Here is a 15,993-nt window from a genome sequence, read left to right as displayed (position 1 = left end):
ATAACTATAAGTATTATACCTCACTTTATAGAGAAAAGCAAGCCATTTTACTCTACGGTATGTGGTAGATTTTTTTGAGCCAGTAAGCACATGCCAGTGGATAAAACATTGCTGACACACCGAAAATCGCCAAAACAGCTGCTCTTCCTGTCAGCTTAAACAAAACTACTTAAAGTAAGAGTTTACACTAAAAAAACCGCCCCGCAAAGAGCAGGCAAGGCAGAAAAACCGCTAAACTGCAGCAAATAAGCAAACCATCTCCTGCTCTAATTATCATCATCCCTTCTTAGATCATAATAAACTTTCGTTCGTTCATCTTCATCAAAGCCATTTGCCTCCAACTCTGCCAAATGGCGATGAATTTTTATTTTTTCAACTAAATAGGTATGAGTTTCCTGCAAATGCTCAATTTGCATTTCCAAATCGTGCTTCGTTTTTTCCAAAAGCCTTGTGGATAGAGCATGATTGTGAAATTCAGCTAATACAGCACGAATATCCTGCAAAGACATCCCTACGCGCCGATAATGCACAATAGCTTTTAAGCGGTCCATGCATTGGTCATCAAAATTTCGGATGCCTCTCTCATTTCTTGGGATGGTCACCATGCCCTCTTTTTCGTAGAAACGGATGGCATGCGCTGATAAGCCTAAATCTTCAGCAGCTTGCTTAATCGTTATCATTATTTGCCTCCTCCATCTTATCCTAACACCTTAGAGTTGGTCTAAGTCAAGCTTTTCTTCAGGGATCTAAGATTGCCACCACTTAATCGCCCTTTAGGTGGGCTGAAAGAAGCAGTCTGTAGACTGCGGCACCGACATAGGTCTATGCGATTAGTAAACGACTGCCTAGCATACACAGGAAAAGATGCAGCATTTTGACTGGCTGTTTTCGCATTATTTTCGGTTATTGGCAGTCACTACTGCCAGCCTCTGCTTTTAAGCCTAAATGCTCTGCATGAAAAGCAATATGCTTTTCTATAAAGCTGGCTATAAAATAATAGCTATGATCATAACCTTCATGCCAGTTAAGCGTTACTGCAGCACCATTTTTCTTGGCTGCCTCAGCAAAAGCCTGCGGCTGAAGCTGCTGGGGATAAAAGTCATCTGCCAATCCCTGGTCTATCAAAATCGGCTGAACGTTTTCAGCTAGCGCAATAAGTTTAGTGCTGTCATAAGTCTGCCAAGCAGATTGATCAGGCCCTAGATAAGCAGTAAAGGCCTTTTGTCCCCAGGGAACCTCACTTGGGTTGACTATAGGAGCAAACGCCGAGATAGAAGAGTAACGTTCAGAATTTTTCAGACCAATTTGCAGAGCGCCGTGACCGCCCATGCTATGGCCAAAAATGGAGGCCTGACCTGTTACAGGGAAATTGGTTTCAATCAGTTCTGGTAATTCCTCCACAATATAATCATACATGCGGTAATGTTCAGCCCAAGGGCTCTGTGTTGCATTTAAATAAAAGCCGGCTCCTTGCCCCAAGTCATAAGCATCATCATCTGCTACCTCTTGCCCCCTCGGCGAAGTATCAGGTATAACCAGTGCCAAACCATATTTGGCCGCATACTGCTGCGCGCCAGCCTTGGTAGAGAAATTCTCATCCGTACAAGTTAAGCCTGACAGAAAATAAAGGACCGGCACTCTTTTCCCTTGTTCAGCTTGCGGCGGAAGGTAAATGGCAAATGTCATCTCTGTATTTGTCATCTTGGACTGATGACTGTAGCGTTCATGCCATCCTCCAAAACTTTTATGCCTTGCTAATCGTTTCATGCTTCCTCCTTAATAGTGAATGACTGTACGAATAGACTGCCCTTCATGCATCAAGTCAAAAGCCTGATTAATCTGCTCCAAAGACAGCGTATGGGTAATAAAATCACTTAAGGCAAACTCTCCCTCCATATACTGATTGACAATCCCAGGAAGCTGACTTTTCCCTTTAACACCGCCAAAAGCTGATCCCCGCCAGACACGTCCGGTTACTAACTGGAAGGGCCGTGTATGGATTTCAGCGCCGGCTGGTGCTACACCGATAATGATACTTTCTCCCCAGCCTTTATGACAGCATTCCAGAGCAGAGCGCATAACGTCTACATTCCCAATGCATTCAAAGGAATAATCTACACCGCCATCCGTCATTTCTATAATTACCTCCTGAATAGGTTTATCATAATCATTAGGATTGATAAAGTCAGTAGCTCCCAACTCTTTAGCTTTTGCAAATTTATCTGGGTTAAGATCAATAGCAATAATGCGCAATGCTTTAGCCATACGGGCACCAATAATCGCCGCCAGTCCGATACCTCCCAGACCAAAAATCGCTACAGTTGAGCCTTCTTCGACCTGTGCAGTATTCAAAACGGCCCCCATTCCAGTGGTTACACCGCAGCCCAGCAGGCAGACCTCCTCAAGAGGAGCATCATCTCTGATTTTAACAAGAGAGTATTCTGAAACAACTGTATGTTCAGCAAAGGTGGACGTTCCCATGTAATGATAAATCGGCTGACCATCTTTAAAGAAGCGAACAGTCCCATCAGGCATAAGACCCTGCCCTTGAGTCTCACGGACTGCAGAGCACAAGTTCGTTTTTCCTGACAAGCAGAATTTACATTTTCCGCATTCAGCGGTATATAGCGGAATGACATGATCCCCAACTTGAAATTCAGTTACCCCTTCACCGACTGCTTCAACAATACCAGCTCCTTCATGTCCAAGTACACAAGGAAAAACTCCTTCTGAATCCTTCCCCGAAAGAGTGTAAGCGTCAGTATGGCAGACGCCTGTGGCTGTAATACGGACCATAACTTCACCTTTTTGCGGCATCATCAGGTCTAACTCCTCGATTTTTAAAGGTTCATTGGGTGCCCAGGCAACCGCTGCACGTGTTTTAATATATTCCATCATTTTCTCCTTCCCCACATAAGATACAAAGACCGTTCAAAGTTCACAGCAAAACTCGAAAAACCAACAGAGAGGCCTTAATTTCTAAGAAGTTTTACCTTTTTACAAAGAGCTTTAAACACTAAAATTACAGTGCGGTTAAAAGTCAGCGCCATTCTCTAAGGCTGAAAACAGCCTTAAAAATCCTTTTGACACCACACAAGACAATATAAAATGGGGGAAAGACAGCCGTCTACCCCCCATGCACTCCTAAAAGTCTTTGCTGTCTGGATCAGGAGCTGGCGTCGCACCGGCCAGCTGTTTAATTTGCTCAGCATCTTCTGCACTCAATTTAATATCATCAAAATTCAGGTTTTCCTTGATACGATCCTGATGAACAGATTTTGGCAGAGGCAAGAACCCTTCATACACTGACCATGCAAGTGCAAGCTGGGCAATTGTTTTACCGTATTTATTTGCCAAAACCTGCATCTCAGTATTTGTAAAAAGTTCTCCTTGTCCCAAAGGTCCCCAAGCTTCAATAACAATCTTATGCTCCCGGCAATAATTAACGACTTCCTCTTGATAGCAGCCCGGAGCCAGACGGATTTGGTTGACTGCCGGAGTTACCCGGGCCGTTTTGGCTAAAGCTTCCAGATGATGCACCAAAAAGTTACTGACACCTATGGAACGGATGAGCCCCGCCTGCTGCGCATCTTCCATATAGCGCCAAGCTTCAGCATTTCCTTCTTCCCAGTGATCACGAATTGCCTTAGGATTTGGCCAGTGAATCAAATATAAATCAACATAGTCCAGCTGCAGTTTTTCCAAGGACGTTGCCAGAGCCTCTTTAGCGGCTTCATAGCTGTGTGAATCATTCCATAATTTAGTGGTTACAAAAAGTTCTTCACGTGGTATACCGCTGTCTTTAATCGCACGGCCAACACTTTCTTCATTACGATAAATAGCTGCCGTATCAATATGACGGTAGCCGGCTTTCAGAGCAGCCAAAGTTGACTGGTAAGCCTCTTCTCCATCAGCCGCCTTAAAAGTTCCAAACCCAACAGCGGGAATGGATAAGCCATCATTCATTTTATAAACCTTAACCATAATTTTCTCCTCCTGTTTAACAATGGCCACATTATGGCATACTTGCTCTATAATCAAAAACAAAATCCTTCCATGTTCATAAACAATACGGACAAATACTCCTAATCAAAAAGTGCGGAGAACGACATTTTATTTTTAACTATAAAAACAGCAAATAGCAAGAAAAGACTGACAAAGCCTATAAGTCTTTTCACTTTATCCTAACATCTTAGAGCGGGTCCAAGTCAAGCATTTTTGCAAAACTATCCCTGTGAAGAGACCGTAAATAAATGAAAGGGAGCAAGGAGAAAATCAGCAAACATCAGAAATCGGTTTCCCATTACTCTCTACGGCCTCTAAATAGCTGACTGATTTCTAAAAACCAAAGGGACAGCAGCTAGGGGGCAGGAACCATCAAATCAGTCAAAATCTGATTTCTGTCTTTTTTTACACCTTCAAAACAGATTTAAAATAGCACTTTGTGCCTGCCCAGATAGGGAATCAGCTTCCCCCGCCAAGTGCCGCCCAAGCCTTTTGATAATCACTGTCTGTTCCGCCGATAGCAAACTTATAAGTCATAGAACCAGCCCCATTTTTAGCCCAATAACTTGTCGTCGTTTCACCGCCGACTGTAATATTGCGGCCATTAACTGAGACTGCCCCAGCCTGAAGTCCTGTTGATTTGAGGACAGTTGACTTAACAACGCTGTCATCCAAACCAAATTTTTCCGAGACAGAAAATACCCCTGGATCAGCATCGTGAATAGCATCAACCAAATAAGCCATATACTGGGCATTGTAATTGTAGCCGGATGAAGATGACAGAGACGCATTATCATCATTACCGGCCCAGCCTCCTAGAGTAGCTGTCGGTGTCGAGACAACAAGCCAAACATCCGAGTAGTTATCAGTCGTTCCAGTTTTTCCTGTCCAATCAGCCGTTCCAGCATTTTCATTGAGTCCCTTTAAATCTTCATAGAATTTAGTAGTGCCTCCGCTTGTAATGGGCTCTCTCAGCAACTGATTTAAAATTGTGGCAGTCGCTGCTGAGAAAACACGAACAGGATTTTCTTTATGCTCATAAATCGTTTTCCCCTCACTGTCCGTGATACTCTCTACCATGTAACCTTCCTGATAAACACCGCGGTTGGCGATCATCTGATAAGCATTAACCTGCTGCTCGACAGTTGTTTCAATCCCTCCTCCCAAGGGCAGACTTTCAATAGAGTAGTCAGCGATATCATAGCCTAATTTTGTCATATAACTCTCAACGTCAACACCTTGGTCACGCAGAAGCTTATATGTCCAGTAGGCAGGAATATTCCAAGAAGTATTGAGTGCTTCCTGCAAATTAATCATTGCAGTTCCTTCATCAGTTCCATGCATGATTTTTTCTCCGCTGGAGAAGGTTGTCGGGTAATTCGACAGCATACTGGCACTGCCCAGTAGGCCCTGATCAATAGCCGGCCCGTAAGCAATGATTGGCTTGATACTGGACCCCGGAGATCTGGCTGTGTCAAAAGCATGGTTATTTTGATTCTGTGCATAATCCCGGCCGCCGATAAAGCCCAGTATGGCACCTGTCTTATTGTCCATCAAGACATTTCCGACTTCAACTCTCTGGGAGCTTTCCTGATCTAAGACACCGCCGTACTGGCTGACTGCCGCCTGCATAGCGTCATAAACTTTTTTATTGATAGTTGTTTTAACCGTATAACCGCCCTGCTGCAGTTCTTCAAGTGCCTTTTTTCGGTAAGCAAGCTTTGTTTCATCATTTTTTAAGTCCTGCTTAGAAACCTCATCCCTTTCGATAAGATAGGCATACATCGCCTCCTGTGCTTCCTCCATTACAGCATAATAAAGGTAATCGTGCTCAGCAGTCTCAGCAGCTACAGGTTCAATAAAGTCCTGACGTATATCATAATCTTTATAAGATGTGTATTCCTCAGCGGTCAGAACTCCGGTCCGGTACATATTGTAAAGAACATTTTCTTGCCTTTGCAGCCCGTAAGCTATATCTTCATCTGACTTAAAGCGACCGTCTGCTGTATAAGGGGAATACACAATCGGACTTTGCGGAAGTCCAGCCAAATAAGCAGCTTGAGGAATTGTTAAATCCTTGGCTGAAACCCCGAAAATACCTTGAGCAGCTTCTTCAACACCGGCGATATTTTCTCCTCTGTTATTGCGCCCGAAAGGGGAAACATTCAGGTAATCTGTCAGGATTTCATCCTTGCTCAGATACCGCTCCAGGGCTAAAGCATAAATAATCTCCCGCGATTTGCGTTTAAAAGTGGGATCGTCTCCCAGTACTTGCTGTTTTAACAGCTGCTGGGTCAAAGTTGAGCCGCCGCTTGTTTCTCCCAAACCCAGAACAGAAGCTAAAGTTGCACGAAAAACTGCCTTAGGAACTACACCGTTGTGGCTGGCAAAATTCTCGTCTTCGGTTGCAATAACAGCCTCTTTTATATTATCCGAGATCGCCTCTTCTGCCACAGGAGTTCTCAGCAAATCAGTATCAATTTCCGAAATCGAACTGCCATCAGCATAATTCATCTTAGAAATCATGGTCAGCGATTCTACCTGACTGACTAAACTTGCCTTACTGGGAACTTTAACAGAGTCAATCTGGCTGGCCAAATAGCCCAAGGCCAGCCCTGCTCCCAGCATAACAAATAATAAAATCATGACATAGAAAAAATCTGACATTAATTTTAAGGTTCTGAGACTAACAGAACCAAAATCCCAGAAGGATAAATTTTGTTTTCTATTTTTATTTTTCCACTTGAACATGACAGCACCTCAACCTATATTATATCAAATTTACCAGTACTTGCATATAAAGACTCATTTTTGGTATAATGGCCTGTGACATATCTTTCTGAATAAGGAGAAAACCATGACTATCTTTGAAGAACTCAAAGAACGCGGTTTGATTTTTCAAACAACTGACGAAGAAGCGCTGGAAAAAGCATTGACAGAAGGACCGCTTGCCTTTTATTCCGGTTATGATCCTACTGCAGACAGTCTCCATCTGGGGCATCTGGTGCCAATTATTGTCTGCCGCCACCTGCAGTTAGCCGGACATAAGCCTTATCCCCTTGTCGGAGGAGCTACCGGGCTCATCGGCGACCCATCTTTTAAGGATACTGAGCGCAGTCTGCAGACAAAAGAAACTGTTGACGGTTGGGTAGCCAAGATTCAGGCGCAGCTCTCCCACTTCCTCAATTTTGACAGCGGCAGCAACAAAGCAGAGATGGTTAACAATTACGACTGGTTTGCTGATATCAGTTTTATTGATTTCTTGCGCGATGTCGGTAAATATTTTACAGTTAATTATATGATGAGCAAGGAATCTGTCAAGAAGAGGATCGAGACTGGGATTTCTTACACGGAGTTTGCCTATCAGATTATGCAGGGCTTTGACTTTTATGAGCTCAACCGCCGTTACGGTGTGACACTTCAGATCGGCGGCTCCGACCAATGGGGCAATATGACCGCAGGAACTGAACTTTTGCGCCGCAAGGCTGATAAAGTCTCACATGTTATCACAGTCCCGCTGATTACGGATGCTACAGGAAAAAAATTTGGAAAATCCGAAGGCAATGCCGTCTGGCTCGATGCCAGCAAAACCTCACCTTACGAAATGTATCAGTTCTGGCTCAACGTTATGGACGAGGACGCTGTCCGCTTCCTTAAAATTTTCACCTTCCTGCCGCTGACAGAAATTGAAGATATTCGCAAGTCCTTTGAAGCCGAACCCCATAAACGCCTGGCACAAAAAGTCTTAGCGCGCGAAGTGGTAACGCTTGTCCACGGTGAAGCGGCCTATAAGGAAGCTCTTAATATCACTGAGCAGCTCTTTAGCGGCAATATCCAAAAGCTCACAGCAGCAGAACTCAAGCAGGGACTCAGCAATGTTCCTAACTATGCCGTCCAGTCTCAGGACTCCCTTAATATTGTTGATATCCTTGTTACATCAGGAATTGTCACTTCTAAACGTCAGGCTCGTGAAGATTTGCAAAACGGTGCCATTTACATTAACGGCAGTCGTGTTCAGGATACTGCCTACAGTCTTTCAGATAAAGACAAGATCGATAATGAACTGACAGTTATCCGCCGCGGCAAGAAAAAGTACTTTATGATAACTTACTAAAATAAATAAGAGAAGGCAAGGCGGCCTTCTCTTATTTGTTGTTAAGACAGATTGTTAGCGGCTGCTCTTGAATAGCTTTTTTCCTAGGGCAAGCAGCAGAAAAATACTGATAAAAATCATGGTAATTGTTGCGCTGGCTGGTGTTTCAGCATAATAAGAAATAAAAATTCCTGACACCATCCCGATAAAGCCAAGACCCACTGCTAAAGCAATGACCGTCTTAAAACTTTTACCGATACGCATAGCAATACTGGCAGGAAGAACCATAATAGTCGAAACCAGCAGTGCTCCTGCAGCCGGAATCATCAAAGCGATGGCAATGCCAGTCACAATATTAAAGAGAACAGACATTAGCCGCACCGGCAAACCATCTACATAGGCCGTATCCTCATCAAAAGTTAAAATATACATCGGCCTGAAAAAAAGCACGGTCAGCAACAAAACTAAGGCAGCAATAATAAAAAGAGCTGTGACTTGATCTTTACTGATTGTAATAATTGATCCAAACAAATATTGGTCAAGACTGAGGCTTCCGGCATTATCAGCCTGACTCATGATAATCAGTGAAACTGCCAGCCCCATAGACATCAAGATGGCCGTCGCAATTTCCATATAATTGCGATAAACCTGGCTGAGATACTCCAGTAAAACAGCAGCCAAAACGACAATGAAAATCGTGGTCCAGGTCGGCGAATAACCCAGCCAAACACCAAAGGCAACCCCAGCCAGAGAAACATGGCTCAGCGTATCACTCATCAAGCTTTGGCGGCGTAAAATAAGAAAAATCCCCAAAATGGGCGAAAAAGTGCTGATTGCCACAACCGCCAATAAAGCCCGCTGCATAAAATCATAAGACAAAAGTTCAGTCATTATCAAAGTCCTCCCGATTATCTTTTTCATGGATATTAAAACAGCGCCAAGGTAAATTCTGGTTACGAACCAAATGAATATTGCGATCTACATAACCTTTTACATCCTCTGAGTCATGTGTAATCATTAAAACTGCCTTCTGATGCTGATGCGCACTGTGAGCCATTAATTCATAAAAGGTCTCTGTTGTTCCTGTATCCATGCCGGTTGTCGGCTCATCTAAGACAAATATATCCGGATCGCTGGCAAACATACGCGCGATAACAACACGCTGCTTCTGGCCGCCGCTGAGATTCCCAATTTGTTTCTGTCGATTCTCCCACATTCCGACAGATTCCAAACTGGCTTTGATATGAGCCTGATCGTGCTTGGTTAGCGGACGAAACCAGCCCTTACGCGGATAACGGCCAGATTTTACAAATTCGTAAACCGTACTAGGAAAACCGGCATTAAAACTGGCAATTTGCTGCGGCAGATAAGCTAAGCGCAATTTCTGGCCCTTTATATTTTTTTTAGCCATTGTTACGGAACCTGTTTTAGGGCGTAAAATCCCCAAGGTTGCCTTAATCAGTGTTGACTTTGCTGCACCGTTTTCGCCAGTCAAAGTGACAAACTCCCCGCTGTCCAGATGGTAGTTCACTTCAGCTAAAACAGGATCGTTGTCATACTGAAAAGATAAATTCTGAACTGTAATATAACGCATTGTCACCTTTCTAAACGCTGTTCAAAGACAGCTAAAAAACGCCCAATAACAGCCTGTTCTTCTTCTGTAAAAGCCGATAGAAGTTCCTGATAAACAGCCAAAGTACAGCGATGATGCCGGCTGTGCTCTTCAGCAACAGGCCGAGCCGATTCTGTCACAGTTAAAAAAACTACCCGGGCATCGCCCTTGTCTTTGACTGAAACCAGCATGTCTTTTTTAATGAGACTTTTAACAGCCTTAGTAACTGCTGCCTGACTGATATTTAACCGTTTAGCCAAATCAGAATTCGTTAATTTCTCCTGTGCTAAAAGCATCAAAATATGCTCCTGAGTATTTGTCAGTGTTTCGCCGCTTTGACAGGGACCAAAAAGCAGCTCGTGCTGATTTTCTGCTTTTAATAAAATCTTCTTAACAAGATGATCCATTTTTTTATCTAGAGATTCCATCCAACACCTCCTCTTTTTTGTTAACTGGTTAATTAATTATAGCATGAAACTAAAAAAGAAGCAATTTCTTTTGCTTCCTACAGAACTCTGACTTTATAAACTTGTCTGCAGAACCCTTTCATGCTGTTAACAAGACGATCTGCTTTCTTTTCACTTTGACAAAGCGCAAATACTGTCGGTCCGCTCCCAGTCATAAGAGCCGTGTCTGCCCCGCACTTCAGCAGACGGTCCTTAATTTTCTGGATAAATGGTTTCCTTATAATCGTAATATCTTCCAAAGAATTCCCCATATAGTGAAGCATTTGCTGATAATCGCCTGCTTCAGCAGCCGCCCTTAAAGAAGAAATATTGACACGTGATATAGAGGTATTGATAGCTTTGAAAACCGTAGGGGTAGAAATACCAAAATCAGGTTTTACCAAAACAACCCAAGGGGAAATAGACACTGCCAGCGGTTCTACAATATCGCCCTTACCGCTGACAGCAGCATAGCCGCCTTGAATGCAGTAAGGCACATCGCTTCCTATTTCAAAACCCAAAGCCTGCAGTTTTTCGCAGGAAAGCTCTAAATTCCAAAAACGGTTTAAAGCTCGCAAAGTAGCTGCGGCATCTGTTGAACCACCGCCGAGTCCGGCACAAATAGGAATTCTTTTTTCTAGTAAGATTTTAACACCGCTTTGAATAGCATAACGTTCTTTCAGCAAAGAAGCCGCCTTGTAAACATCGTTCTTTTCATTTACCGGCATTCGGTGGCTGTTGGATTCAATAATAATATCATCACCTTCTATCTCAGAAATAGAAATATAATCATTTAGATCAACACTTGCCATCAACATTGACAATTCATGATAGCCATCATTTCTCTTTCCAACAACATCCAAGCCTAAATTAATTTTCGCAGGTGCTTTTTCTATGATTAACATACTACCGGAACCCTTTTATAAGATACTTACCAGTATTATAACAAAAATAATGTCATTATGAGAACTTAAGGAGCGAAAATCTTATAAATCCTAATAACACAGCTGAATAAATCAAGCAAAATAGTGTCTTGAAAATAAGCTGTTATCTAATTATCTTACTCCCTTAACACAGCTATTTTAACAGAACAAAACGACTTTTAAATAAGAAGCAAGGTCAACTATCTATTAATTTATTGCTTGGGGTATAAAGTCAAAAAAGTGTTTAAAAAAACCCAGTAGAATAAACTTCCTACTGAGTTAGCTTTATACCGGCGGCCGGGGTCGAACCGGCACGTCCGTGAGGACACTGGATTTTGAGTCCAGCGCGTCTGCCAATTCCGCCACGCCGGCAAAAACTGTTAACTGGGGTAGCTGGATTCGAACCAACGCATGAGGGAGTCAAAGTCCCTTGCCTTACCGCTTGGCTATACCCCAATATGAAAGGCGAGTGATGGGGATCGAACCCACGCATGCCAGAGCCACAATCTGGTGTGTTAACCACTTCACCACACCCGCCATATTAACTAAAAACACGGGCAGTAGGAATTGAACCCACACTGAAGGTTTTGGAGACCTTAGTTCTACCTTTAAACTATGCCCGTAAGATGGAAGGGGAGGGATTCGAACCCCCGAACCCGAAGGAGCGGATTTACAGTCCGCCGCGTTTAGCCTCTTCGCTACCCTTCCGCATCATTATAATATTAATCATGGCGCGGGACGGAATCGAACCGCCGACACATGGAGCTTCAATCCATTGCTCTACCAACTGAGCTACCGAGCCAAAAAGAATGTCCAATTGCGGGAGCAGGATTTGAACCTGCGACCTTCGGGTTATGAGCCCGACGAGCTACCTAACTGCTCCATCCCGCGATAAAATATAATCTTAATATAATCTGCCAAAGCAAATAACCTATAATCTTCTAATACTTCTAAAACTACTAGATGATTACTTAAGGAGGATGTGGGATTCGAACCCACGCACGCTGTTAAACGCCTGACGGTTTTCAAGACCGTTCCCTTCAGCCGGACTTGGGTAATCCTCCAGTATATATAGTCCGTACGGGATTCGAACCCGTGTTACCGCCGTGAAAAGGCGGTGTCTTAACCCCTTGACCAACGGACCATAAAATAAATGGGCACGAGTGGACTTGAACCACCGACCTCACGCTTATCAGGCGTGCGCTCTAACCAGCTGAGCTACGCGCCCAAGAAAAACTTGGGGGACCAAAATCATAAAAAGCGGGTGACGAGAATCGAACTCGCGACAACAGCTTGGAAGGCTGTAGTTTTACCACTAAACTACACCCGCTTTCTACCTAATAATAATAGAACATGGGAGTTAACGGGATCGAACCGCTGACCCTCTGCTTGTAAGGCAGATGCTCTCCCAGCTGAGCTAAACTCCCTTGAATGAGAGTTTAGCTCAACCTGGGCCCCTGTCGTGCGCTAATCGCTGCGACAAAGCCGAACACTGTTCGACTTAGCTGAGCTAAACTCCCCCCTAGCTAAGCAACTCCCTTATCTCGCAGGGGGAAACCCCCAACTACTTCCGGCGTACTAGGGCTTAACGACTGTGGTCGGCATGGGTACAGGTGTATCCCCTAGGCTAGCGTCACTTAACTCGGTCTGAACTAAAAAACTAGTCCATTCAAAATTGAATACCTCCTAAAACCGTCCGCTCCTAACCTCTCGGTTAAGTCCTCGAGCTATTAGTACTGGTCCGCTCAATAGCTCACACTAATTACACTCCCAGCCTATCTACCTGTTCGTCTCTCAGGGCTCTTATTAACTAACGTTATGGGAAATCTCATCTTGAGGCAGGCTTCACACTTAGATGCTTTCAGCGTTTATCCTTCCCCTACTTAGCTACCCAGCTGTGCCCTTGGCAGAACAACTGGTACACCAGCGGTAAGTCCACTCCGGTCCTCTCGTACTAGGAGCAGCCCCTCGCAAATTTCCTACGCCCGCGACGGATAGGGACCGAACTGTCTCACGACGTTCTGAACCCAGCTCGCGTGCCGCTTTAATGGGCGAACAGCCCAACCCTTGGGACCGACTTCAGCCCCAGGATGCGACGAGCCGACATCGAGGTGCCAAACCTCCCCGTCGATGTGAACTCTTGGGGGAGATAAGCCTGTTATCCCCAGGGTAGCTTTTATCCGTTGAGCGATGGCCCTTCCATGCGGTGCCACCGGATCACTAAGCCCGACTTTCGTCCCTGCTCGAGTTGTAGCTCTCGCAGTCAAGCTCCCTTCTGCCTTTACACTCTGCGATTGATTTCCATCCAATCTGAGGGAACCTTTGGGCGCCTCCGTTACCTTTTAGGAGGCGACCGCCCCAGTCAAACTGCCCGTCAGACACTGTCTCCGTAGATGATTAACCTACCGGGTTAGAGTAGCCATAACACAAGGGTAGTATCCCAACAACGCCTCCAGAGAAACTAGCGTCCCTCCTTCTTTGGCTCCTACCTATCCTGTACATGTCTTACAGATACGCAATATCAAACTGCAGTAAAGCTCCATGGGGTCTTTCCGTCCTGTCGCGGGTAACCTGCATCTTCACAGGTACTAAAATTTCACCGAGTCTCTCGTTGAGACAGCGCCCAAATCATTACGCCTTTCGTGCGGGTCGGAACTTACCCGACAAGGAATTTCGCTACCTTAGGACCGTTATAGTTACGGCCGCCGTTTACTGGGGCTTCAATTCACACCTTCGGACTACTCCTAAGCGCTCCTCTTAACCTTCCAGCACCGGGCAGGCGTCACCCCCTATACTTCATCTTGCGATTTCGCAGAGAGCTGTGTTTTTGATAAACAGTTGCTTGGGCCTCTTCACTGCGGCTGACCTCTCAGTCAGCACCCCTTCTCCCGAAGTTACGGGGTCATTTTGCCGAGTTCCTTAACGAGAGTTCGCTCGCTCACCTGAGGCTACTCGCCTCGACTACCTGTGTCGGTTTGCGGTACGGGTGGTATCATTCGCCGCTAGAAGCTTTTCTTGGCAGTGGGACATCACTCACTTCGCTACTAATCTTCGCTCCCCTTAACAGCTCAATGTTCCCGATAGAAGCATTTGACTCCTATCTCATCTTACTGCTTGGCCGGACTCTTCCAGTCGTCCGGTTGAGCTAGCCTCCTGCGTCCCTCCTTCACTCCTGATACCAGTACAGGAATATCAACCTGTTGCCCATCGGATACACCTGTCGGTCTCTCCTTAGGTCCCGACTAACCCAGGGCGGACGAACCTTCCCCTGGAAGCCTTAGTCTTACGGTGGACAGGATTCTCACCTGTCTTGCGCTACTCATACCGGCATTCTCACTTCTATACGCTCCAGTGCTCCTCACGGTACACCTTCGCCGCCTATAGAACGCTCTCCTACCATACCTTCTAAAAGGTATCCACAGCTTCGGTAAACTATTTCAGCCCCGGTACATTTTCGGCGCAGGGGCACTCGACTAGTGAGCTATTACGCACTCTTTGAATGAATAGCTGCTTCTAAGCTAACATCCTAGTTGTCTCTGCACCCCCACATCCTTTTCCACTTAATAGTTATTTGGGGACCTTAGCTGGTGGTCTGGGCTGTTTCCCTTTCGACTACGGATCTTAGCACTCGCAGTCTGACTGCCGGGCATAAATCTATGGCATTCGGAGTTTATCTGAGTTTGGTAATCCGAGAAGGACCCCTTACCCAAACAGTGCTCTACCTCCATCATTCTTCGCCCGACGCTAGCCCTAAAGCTATTTCGGAGAGAACCAGCTATCTCCAAGTTCGTTTGGAATTTCTCCGCTACCCACAAGTCATCCAAGCACTTTTCAACGTGCCCTGGTGCGGGCCTCCAGTGCGCTTTACCGCACCTTCACCCTGCTCATGGGTAGGTCACTTGGTTTCGGGTCGACATCCAGATACTTCTCGCCCTTTTCAGACTCGGTTTCCCTACGGCTCCGTCTCTTCAACTTAACCTCGCATCTAAACGTCACTCGCCGGTTCATTCTACAAAAGGCACGCTCTCACCCATTAACGGGCTCGAACTTCTTGTAAGCACACGGTTTCAGGGGCTCTTTCACTCCCCTTCCGGGGTTCTTTTCACCTTTCCCTCACGGTACTGGTTCACTATCGGTCACTAGGGAGTATTTAGGGTTGGGAGATGGGCCTCCCAGATTCCGACGAGATTCCTCGTGTCTCGCCGTACTCAGGATTCTGCTTGGTCTTAATCATCATTTCAAATACGAGGCTCTTACTCTCTCTGGCTGACCTTCCCAGATCATTCTTCTATCATCATTAAAACCACTCTGCAGTCCTTCAACCCCGAAGTGTAAACACTCCGGTTTGCCCTCCTGCCCTTTCGCTCGCCGCTACTCAGGCAATCGCTTTTGCTTTCTCTTCCTGCAGCTACTGAGATGTTTCAGTTCACCGCGTCTTCCTTCCTCTGCCCTTAACAGGCAGGGATGTCAGGCTGTACCTGACGGGTTCCCCCATTCGGACATCTCTGGATCTTCGCTTACTTACAGCTCCCCAAAGCATTTCGTCGTTCGTCACGTCCTTCTTCGGCTCCTAGTGCCTAGGCATCCACCGTGCGCCCTTACTAACTTAACCTTATTCTCGTTTCTCGGTTTTTTTCAGCGTTTCGGTTTCTTTTCTTGCCATCTATCATGGTCTAAACCATCATAAATGGGTTGAGGTATTCAATTTTCAATGGACTAGTCGATAAACCGCACAGCGATTTATCTAGGTGATTCATCTAGGCGCATCTCATGACTAACGGCTTACTCGCGCTAACCCTCATCACTCAATCCCCTAGATTATGGAGCCTAGCGGGATCGAACCGCTGACCTCCTGCGTGCAAAGCAGGCGCTCTCCCAGCTGAGCTAAGGCCCCCTTGACCTCTCAAAACTAAA

The 15,993-nt window shown here is 45.4% G+C and carries 10 protein-coding genes, 13 tRNA genes and 2 rRNA genes; 1 reads left to right on the top strand and 24 read right to left on the bottom strand.

Annotation, left to right across the window (positions count from 1 at the left end; translation table 11 throughout):
• Nucleotides 1–266: 266 nt before the first annotated feature.
• From A0O21_RS10340 to pbp1b, 5 genes are all read right to left on the bottom strand, one after another.
• Nucleotides 267–680: a MerR family transcriptional regulator gene (locus A0O21_RS10340; RefSeq protein ID WP_067064897.1), complete on the bottom strand. Its 414-nt coding sequence runs from the start codon at nucleotides 678–680 to the stop codon at nucleotides 267–269.
• A gap of 223 nt (nucleotides 681–903) precedes the next feature.
• On the bottom strand, nucleotides 904–1,767 hold the full coding sequence (gene fghA, locus A0O21_RS10335) for an S-formylglutathione hydrolase (RefSeq protein ID WP_067064894.1): 864 nt from the start codon (nucleotides 1,765–1,767) through the stop codon (nucleotides 904–906).
• A gap of 9 nt (nucleotides 1,768–1,776) precedes the next feature.
• On the bottom strand, nucleotides 1,777–2,895 hold the full coding sequence (locus A0O21_RS10330) for an S-(hydroxymethyl)glutathione dehydrogenase/class III alcohol dehydrogenase (RefSeq protein ID WP_067064890.1): 1,119 nt from the start codon (nucleotides 2,893–2,895) through the stop codon (nucleotides 1,777–1,779).
• A gap of 249 nt (nucleotides 2,896–3,144) precedes the next feature.
• Nucleotides 3,145–3,984: an aldo/keto reductase gene (locus A0O21_RS10325; protein WP_067064888.1), complete on the bottom strand. Its 840-nt coding sequence runs from the start codon at nucleotides 3,982–3,984 to the stop codon at nucleotides 3,145–3,147.
• 480 nt (nucleotides 3,985–4,464) lie between these two features.
• Complete coding sequence (gene pbp1b, locus A0O21_RS10320; RefSeq protein WP_067064885.1) at nucleotides 4,465–6,756, bottom strand: penicillin-binding protein PBP1B; 2,292 nt, start codon at nucleotides 6,754–6,756, stop codon at nucleotides 4,465–4,467.
• A 106-nt stretch (nucleotides 6,757–6,862) separates the two neighbouring features.
• Between pbp1b and tyrS the strand changes: the two genes are divergently transcribed.
• The gene (gene tyrS / locus A0O21_RS10315; RefSeq protein WP_067064882.1) at nucleotides 6,863–8,119 is read left to right on the top strand and encodes a tyrosine--tRNA ligase; all 1,257 of its coding nucleotides are present in this window, start codon (nucleotides 6,863–6,865) and stop codon (nucleotides 8,117–8,119) included.
• 54 nt (nucleotides 8,120–8,173) lie between these two features.
• Here tyrS and A0O21_RS10310 read toward each other — a convergent pair whose 3' ends face one another.
• The 19 genes from A0O21_RS10310 to A0O21_RS10220 form a co-directional block, all read right to left on the bottom strand.
• The gene (locus A0O21_RS10310) at nucleotides 8,174–8,989 is read right to left on the bottom strand and encodes a metal ABC transporter permease (RefSeq protein WP_067064880.1); all 816 of its coding nucleotides are present in this window, start codon (nucleotides 8,987–8,989) and stop codon (nucleotides 8,174–8,176) included.
• A complete protein-coding gene (locus A0O21_RS10305; protein WP_067064878.1) occupies nucleotides 8,982–9,692 on the bottom strand; it encodes a metal ABC transporter ATP-binding protein in 711 nt (236 codons plus the stop codon). Before A0O21_RS10305 ends, A0O21_RS10310 begins: the two co-directional genes overlap by 8 nt.
• Nucleotides 9,693–9,694: 2 nt before the next feature.
• On the bottom strand, nucleotides 9,695–10,138 hold the full coding sequence (locus A0O21_RS10300) for a zinc-dependent MarR family transcriptional regulator (protein ID WP_067064877.1): 444 nt from the start codon (nucleotides 10,136–10,138) through the stop codon (nucleotides 9,695–9,697).
• Between the two features lie 77 nt (nucleotides 10,139–10,215).
• Nucleotides 10,216–11,061 carry a 4-(cytidine 5'-diphospho)-2-C-methyl-D-erythritol kinase gene (ispE, locus tag A0O21_RS10295; RefSeq protein ID WP_067064876.1) on the bottom strand — a complete coding sequence of 282 codons (846 nt, stop codon included), beginning with the start codon at nucleotides 11,059–11,061 and terminating at the stop codon, nucleotides 10,216–10,218.
• A 306-nt stretch (nucleotides 11,062–11,367) separates the two neighbouring features.
• A tRNA-Leu gene (locus A0O21_RS10290) sits at nucleotides 11,368–11,451 on the bottom strand.
• Nucleotides 11,452–11,463: 12 nt separating this feature from the next.
• Nucleotides 11,464–11,535, bottom strand: a tRNA-Gln gene (locus A0O21_RS10285).
• 8 nt (nucleotides 11,536–11,543) lie between these two features.
• Nucleotides 11,544–11,616: transfer RNA gene (locus tag A0O21_RS10280), tRNA-His, on the bottom strand.
• 15 nt (nucleotides 11,617–11,631) lie between these two features.
• Nucleotides 11,632–11,702: transfer RNA gene (locus tag A0O21_RS10275), tRNA-Trp, on the bottom strand.
• A 4-nt stretch (nucleotides 11,703–11,706) separates the two neighbouring features.
• Nucleotides 11,707–11,787, bottom strand: a tRNA-Tyr gene (locus A0O21_RS10270).
• A gap of 21 nt (nucleotides 11,788–11,808) precedes the next feature.
• Nucleotides 11,809–11,881 (bottom strand) — tRNA-Phe (locus A0O21_RS10265).
• Between the two features lie 15 nt (nucleotides 11,882–11,896).
• Nucleotides 11,897–11,970: transfer RNA gene (locus A0O21_RS10260), tRNA-Met, on the bottom strand.
• A gap of 83 nt (nucleotides 11,971–12,053) precedes the next feature.
• A tRNA-Ser gene (locus A0O21_RS10255) sits at nucleotides 12,054–12,143 on the bottom strand.
• Between the two features lie 8 nt (nucleotides 12,144–12,151).
• A tRNA-Glu gene (locus tag A0O21_RS10250) sits at nucleotides 12,152–12,223 on the bottom strand.
• Between the two features lie 10 nt (nucleotides 12,224–12,233).
• A tRNA-Ile gene (locus A0O21_RS10245) sits at nucleotides 12,234–12,307 on the bottom strand.
• 31 nt (nucleotides 12,308–12,338) lie between these two features.
• A tRNA-Gly gene (locus A0O21_RS10240) sits at nucleotides 12,339–12,409 on the bottom strand.
• A 24-nt stretch (nucleotides 12,410–12,433) separates the two neighbouring features.
• Nucleotides 12,434–12,506 (bottom strand) — tRNA-Val (locus tag A0O21_RS10235).
• A 98-nt stretch (nucleotides 12,507–12,604) separates the two neighbouring features.
• Nucleotides 12,605–12,720: ribosomal RNA gene (gene rrf, locus A0O21_RS10230) — 5S ribosomal RNA — on the bottom strand.
• Between the two features lie 69 nt (nucleotides 12,721–12,789).
• Nucleotides 12,790–15,691 (bottom strand): 23S ribosomal RNA (locus A0O21_RS10225).
• Between the two features lie 209 nt (nucleotides 15,692–15,900).
• Nucleotides 15,901–15,973 (bottom strand) — tRNA-Ala (locus A0O21_RS10220).
• Between the last annotated feature and the right edge of the window lie 20 nt (nucleotides 15,974–15,993).

Source organism: Streptococcus pantholopis, assembly GCF_001642085.1.
Classification (GTDB): Bacteria; Bacillota; Bacilli; order Lactobacillales; family Streptococcaceae; genus Streptococcus; species Streptococcus pantholopis.
Note: the sequence above shows the minus strand (reverse complement) of the source record. Positions and strands in the feature narration are given on the sequence as shown.

Bases quoted from the DNA above. Each gene is read 5' to 3' on its own strand.
- A0O21_RS10340 (WP_067064897.1), bottom strand. From the start codon at position 680: ATGATAACGATTAAGCAAGCTGCTGAAGATTTAGGCTTATCAGCGCAT.
- fghA (WP_067064894.1), bottom strand. From the start codon at position 1,767: ATGAAACGATTAGCAAGGCATAAAAGTTTTGGAGGATGGCATGAACGC.
- A0O21_RS10330 (WP_067064890.1), bottom strand. From the start codon at position 2,895: ATGGAATATATTAAAACACGTGCAGCGGTTGCCTGGGCACCCAATGAA.
- A0O21_RS10325 (WP_067064888.1), bottom strand. From the start codon at position 3,984: ATGGTTAAGGTTTATAAAATGAATGATGGCTTATCCATTCCCGCTGTT.
- pbp1b (WP_067064885.1), bottom strand. From the start codon at position 6,756: ATGTTCAAGTGGAAAAATAAAAATAGAAAACAAAATTTATCCTTCTGG.
- tyrS (WP_067064882.1), top strand. From the start codon at position 6,863: ATGACTATCTTTGAAGAACTCAAAGAACGCGGTTTGATTTTTCAAACA.
- A0O21_RS10310 (WP_067064880.1), bottom strand. From the start codon at position 8,989: ATGACTGAACTTTTGTCTTATGATTTTATGCAGCGGGCTTTATTGGCG.
- A0O21_RS10305 (WP_067064878.1), bottom strand. From the start codon at position 9,692: ATGCGTTATATTACAGTTCAGAATTTATCTTTTCAGTATGACAACGAT.
- A0O21_RS10300 (WP_067064877.1), bottom strand. From the start codon at position 10,138: ATGGAATCTCTAGATAAAAAAATGGATCATCTTGTTAAGAAGATTTTA.
- ispE (WP_067064876.1), bottom strand. From the start codon at position 11,061: ATGTTAATCATAGAAAAAGCACCTGCGAAAATTAATTTAGGCTTGGAT.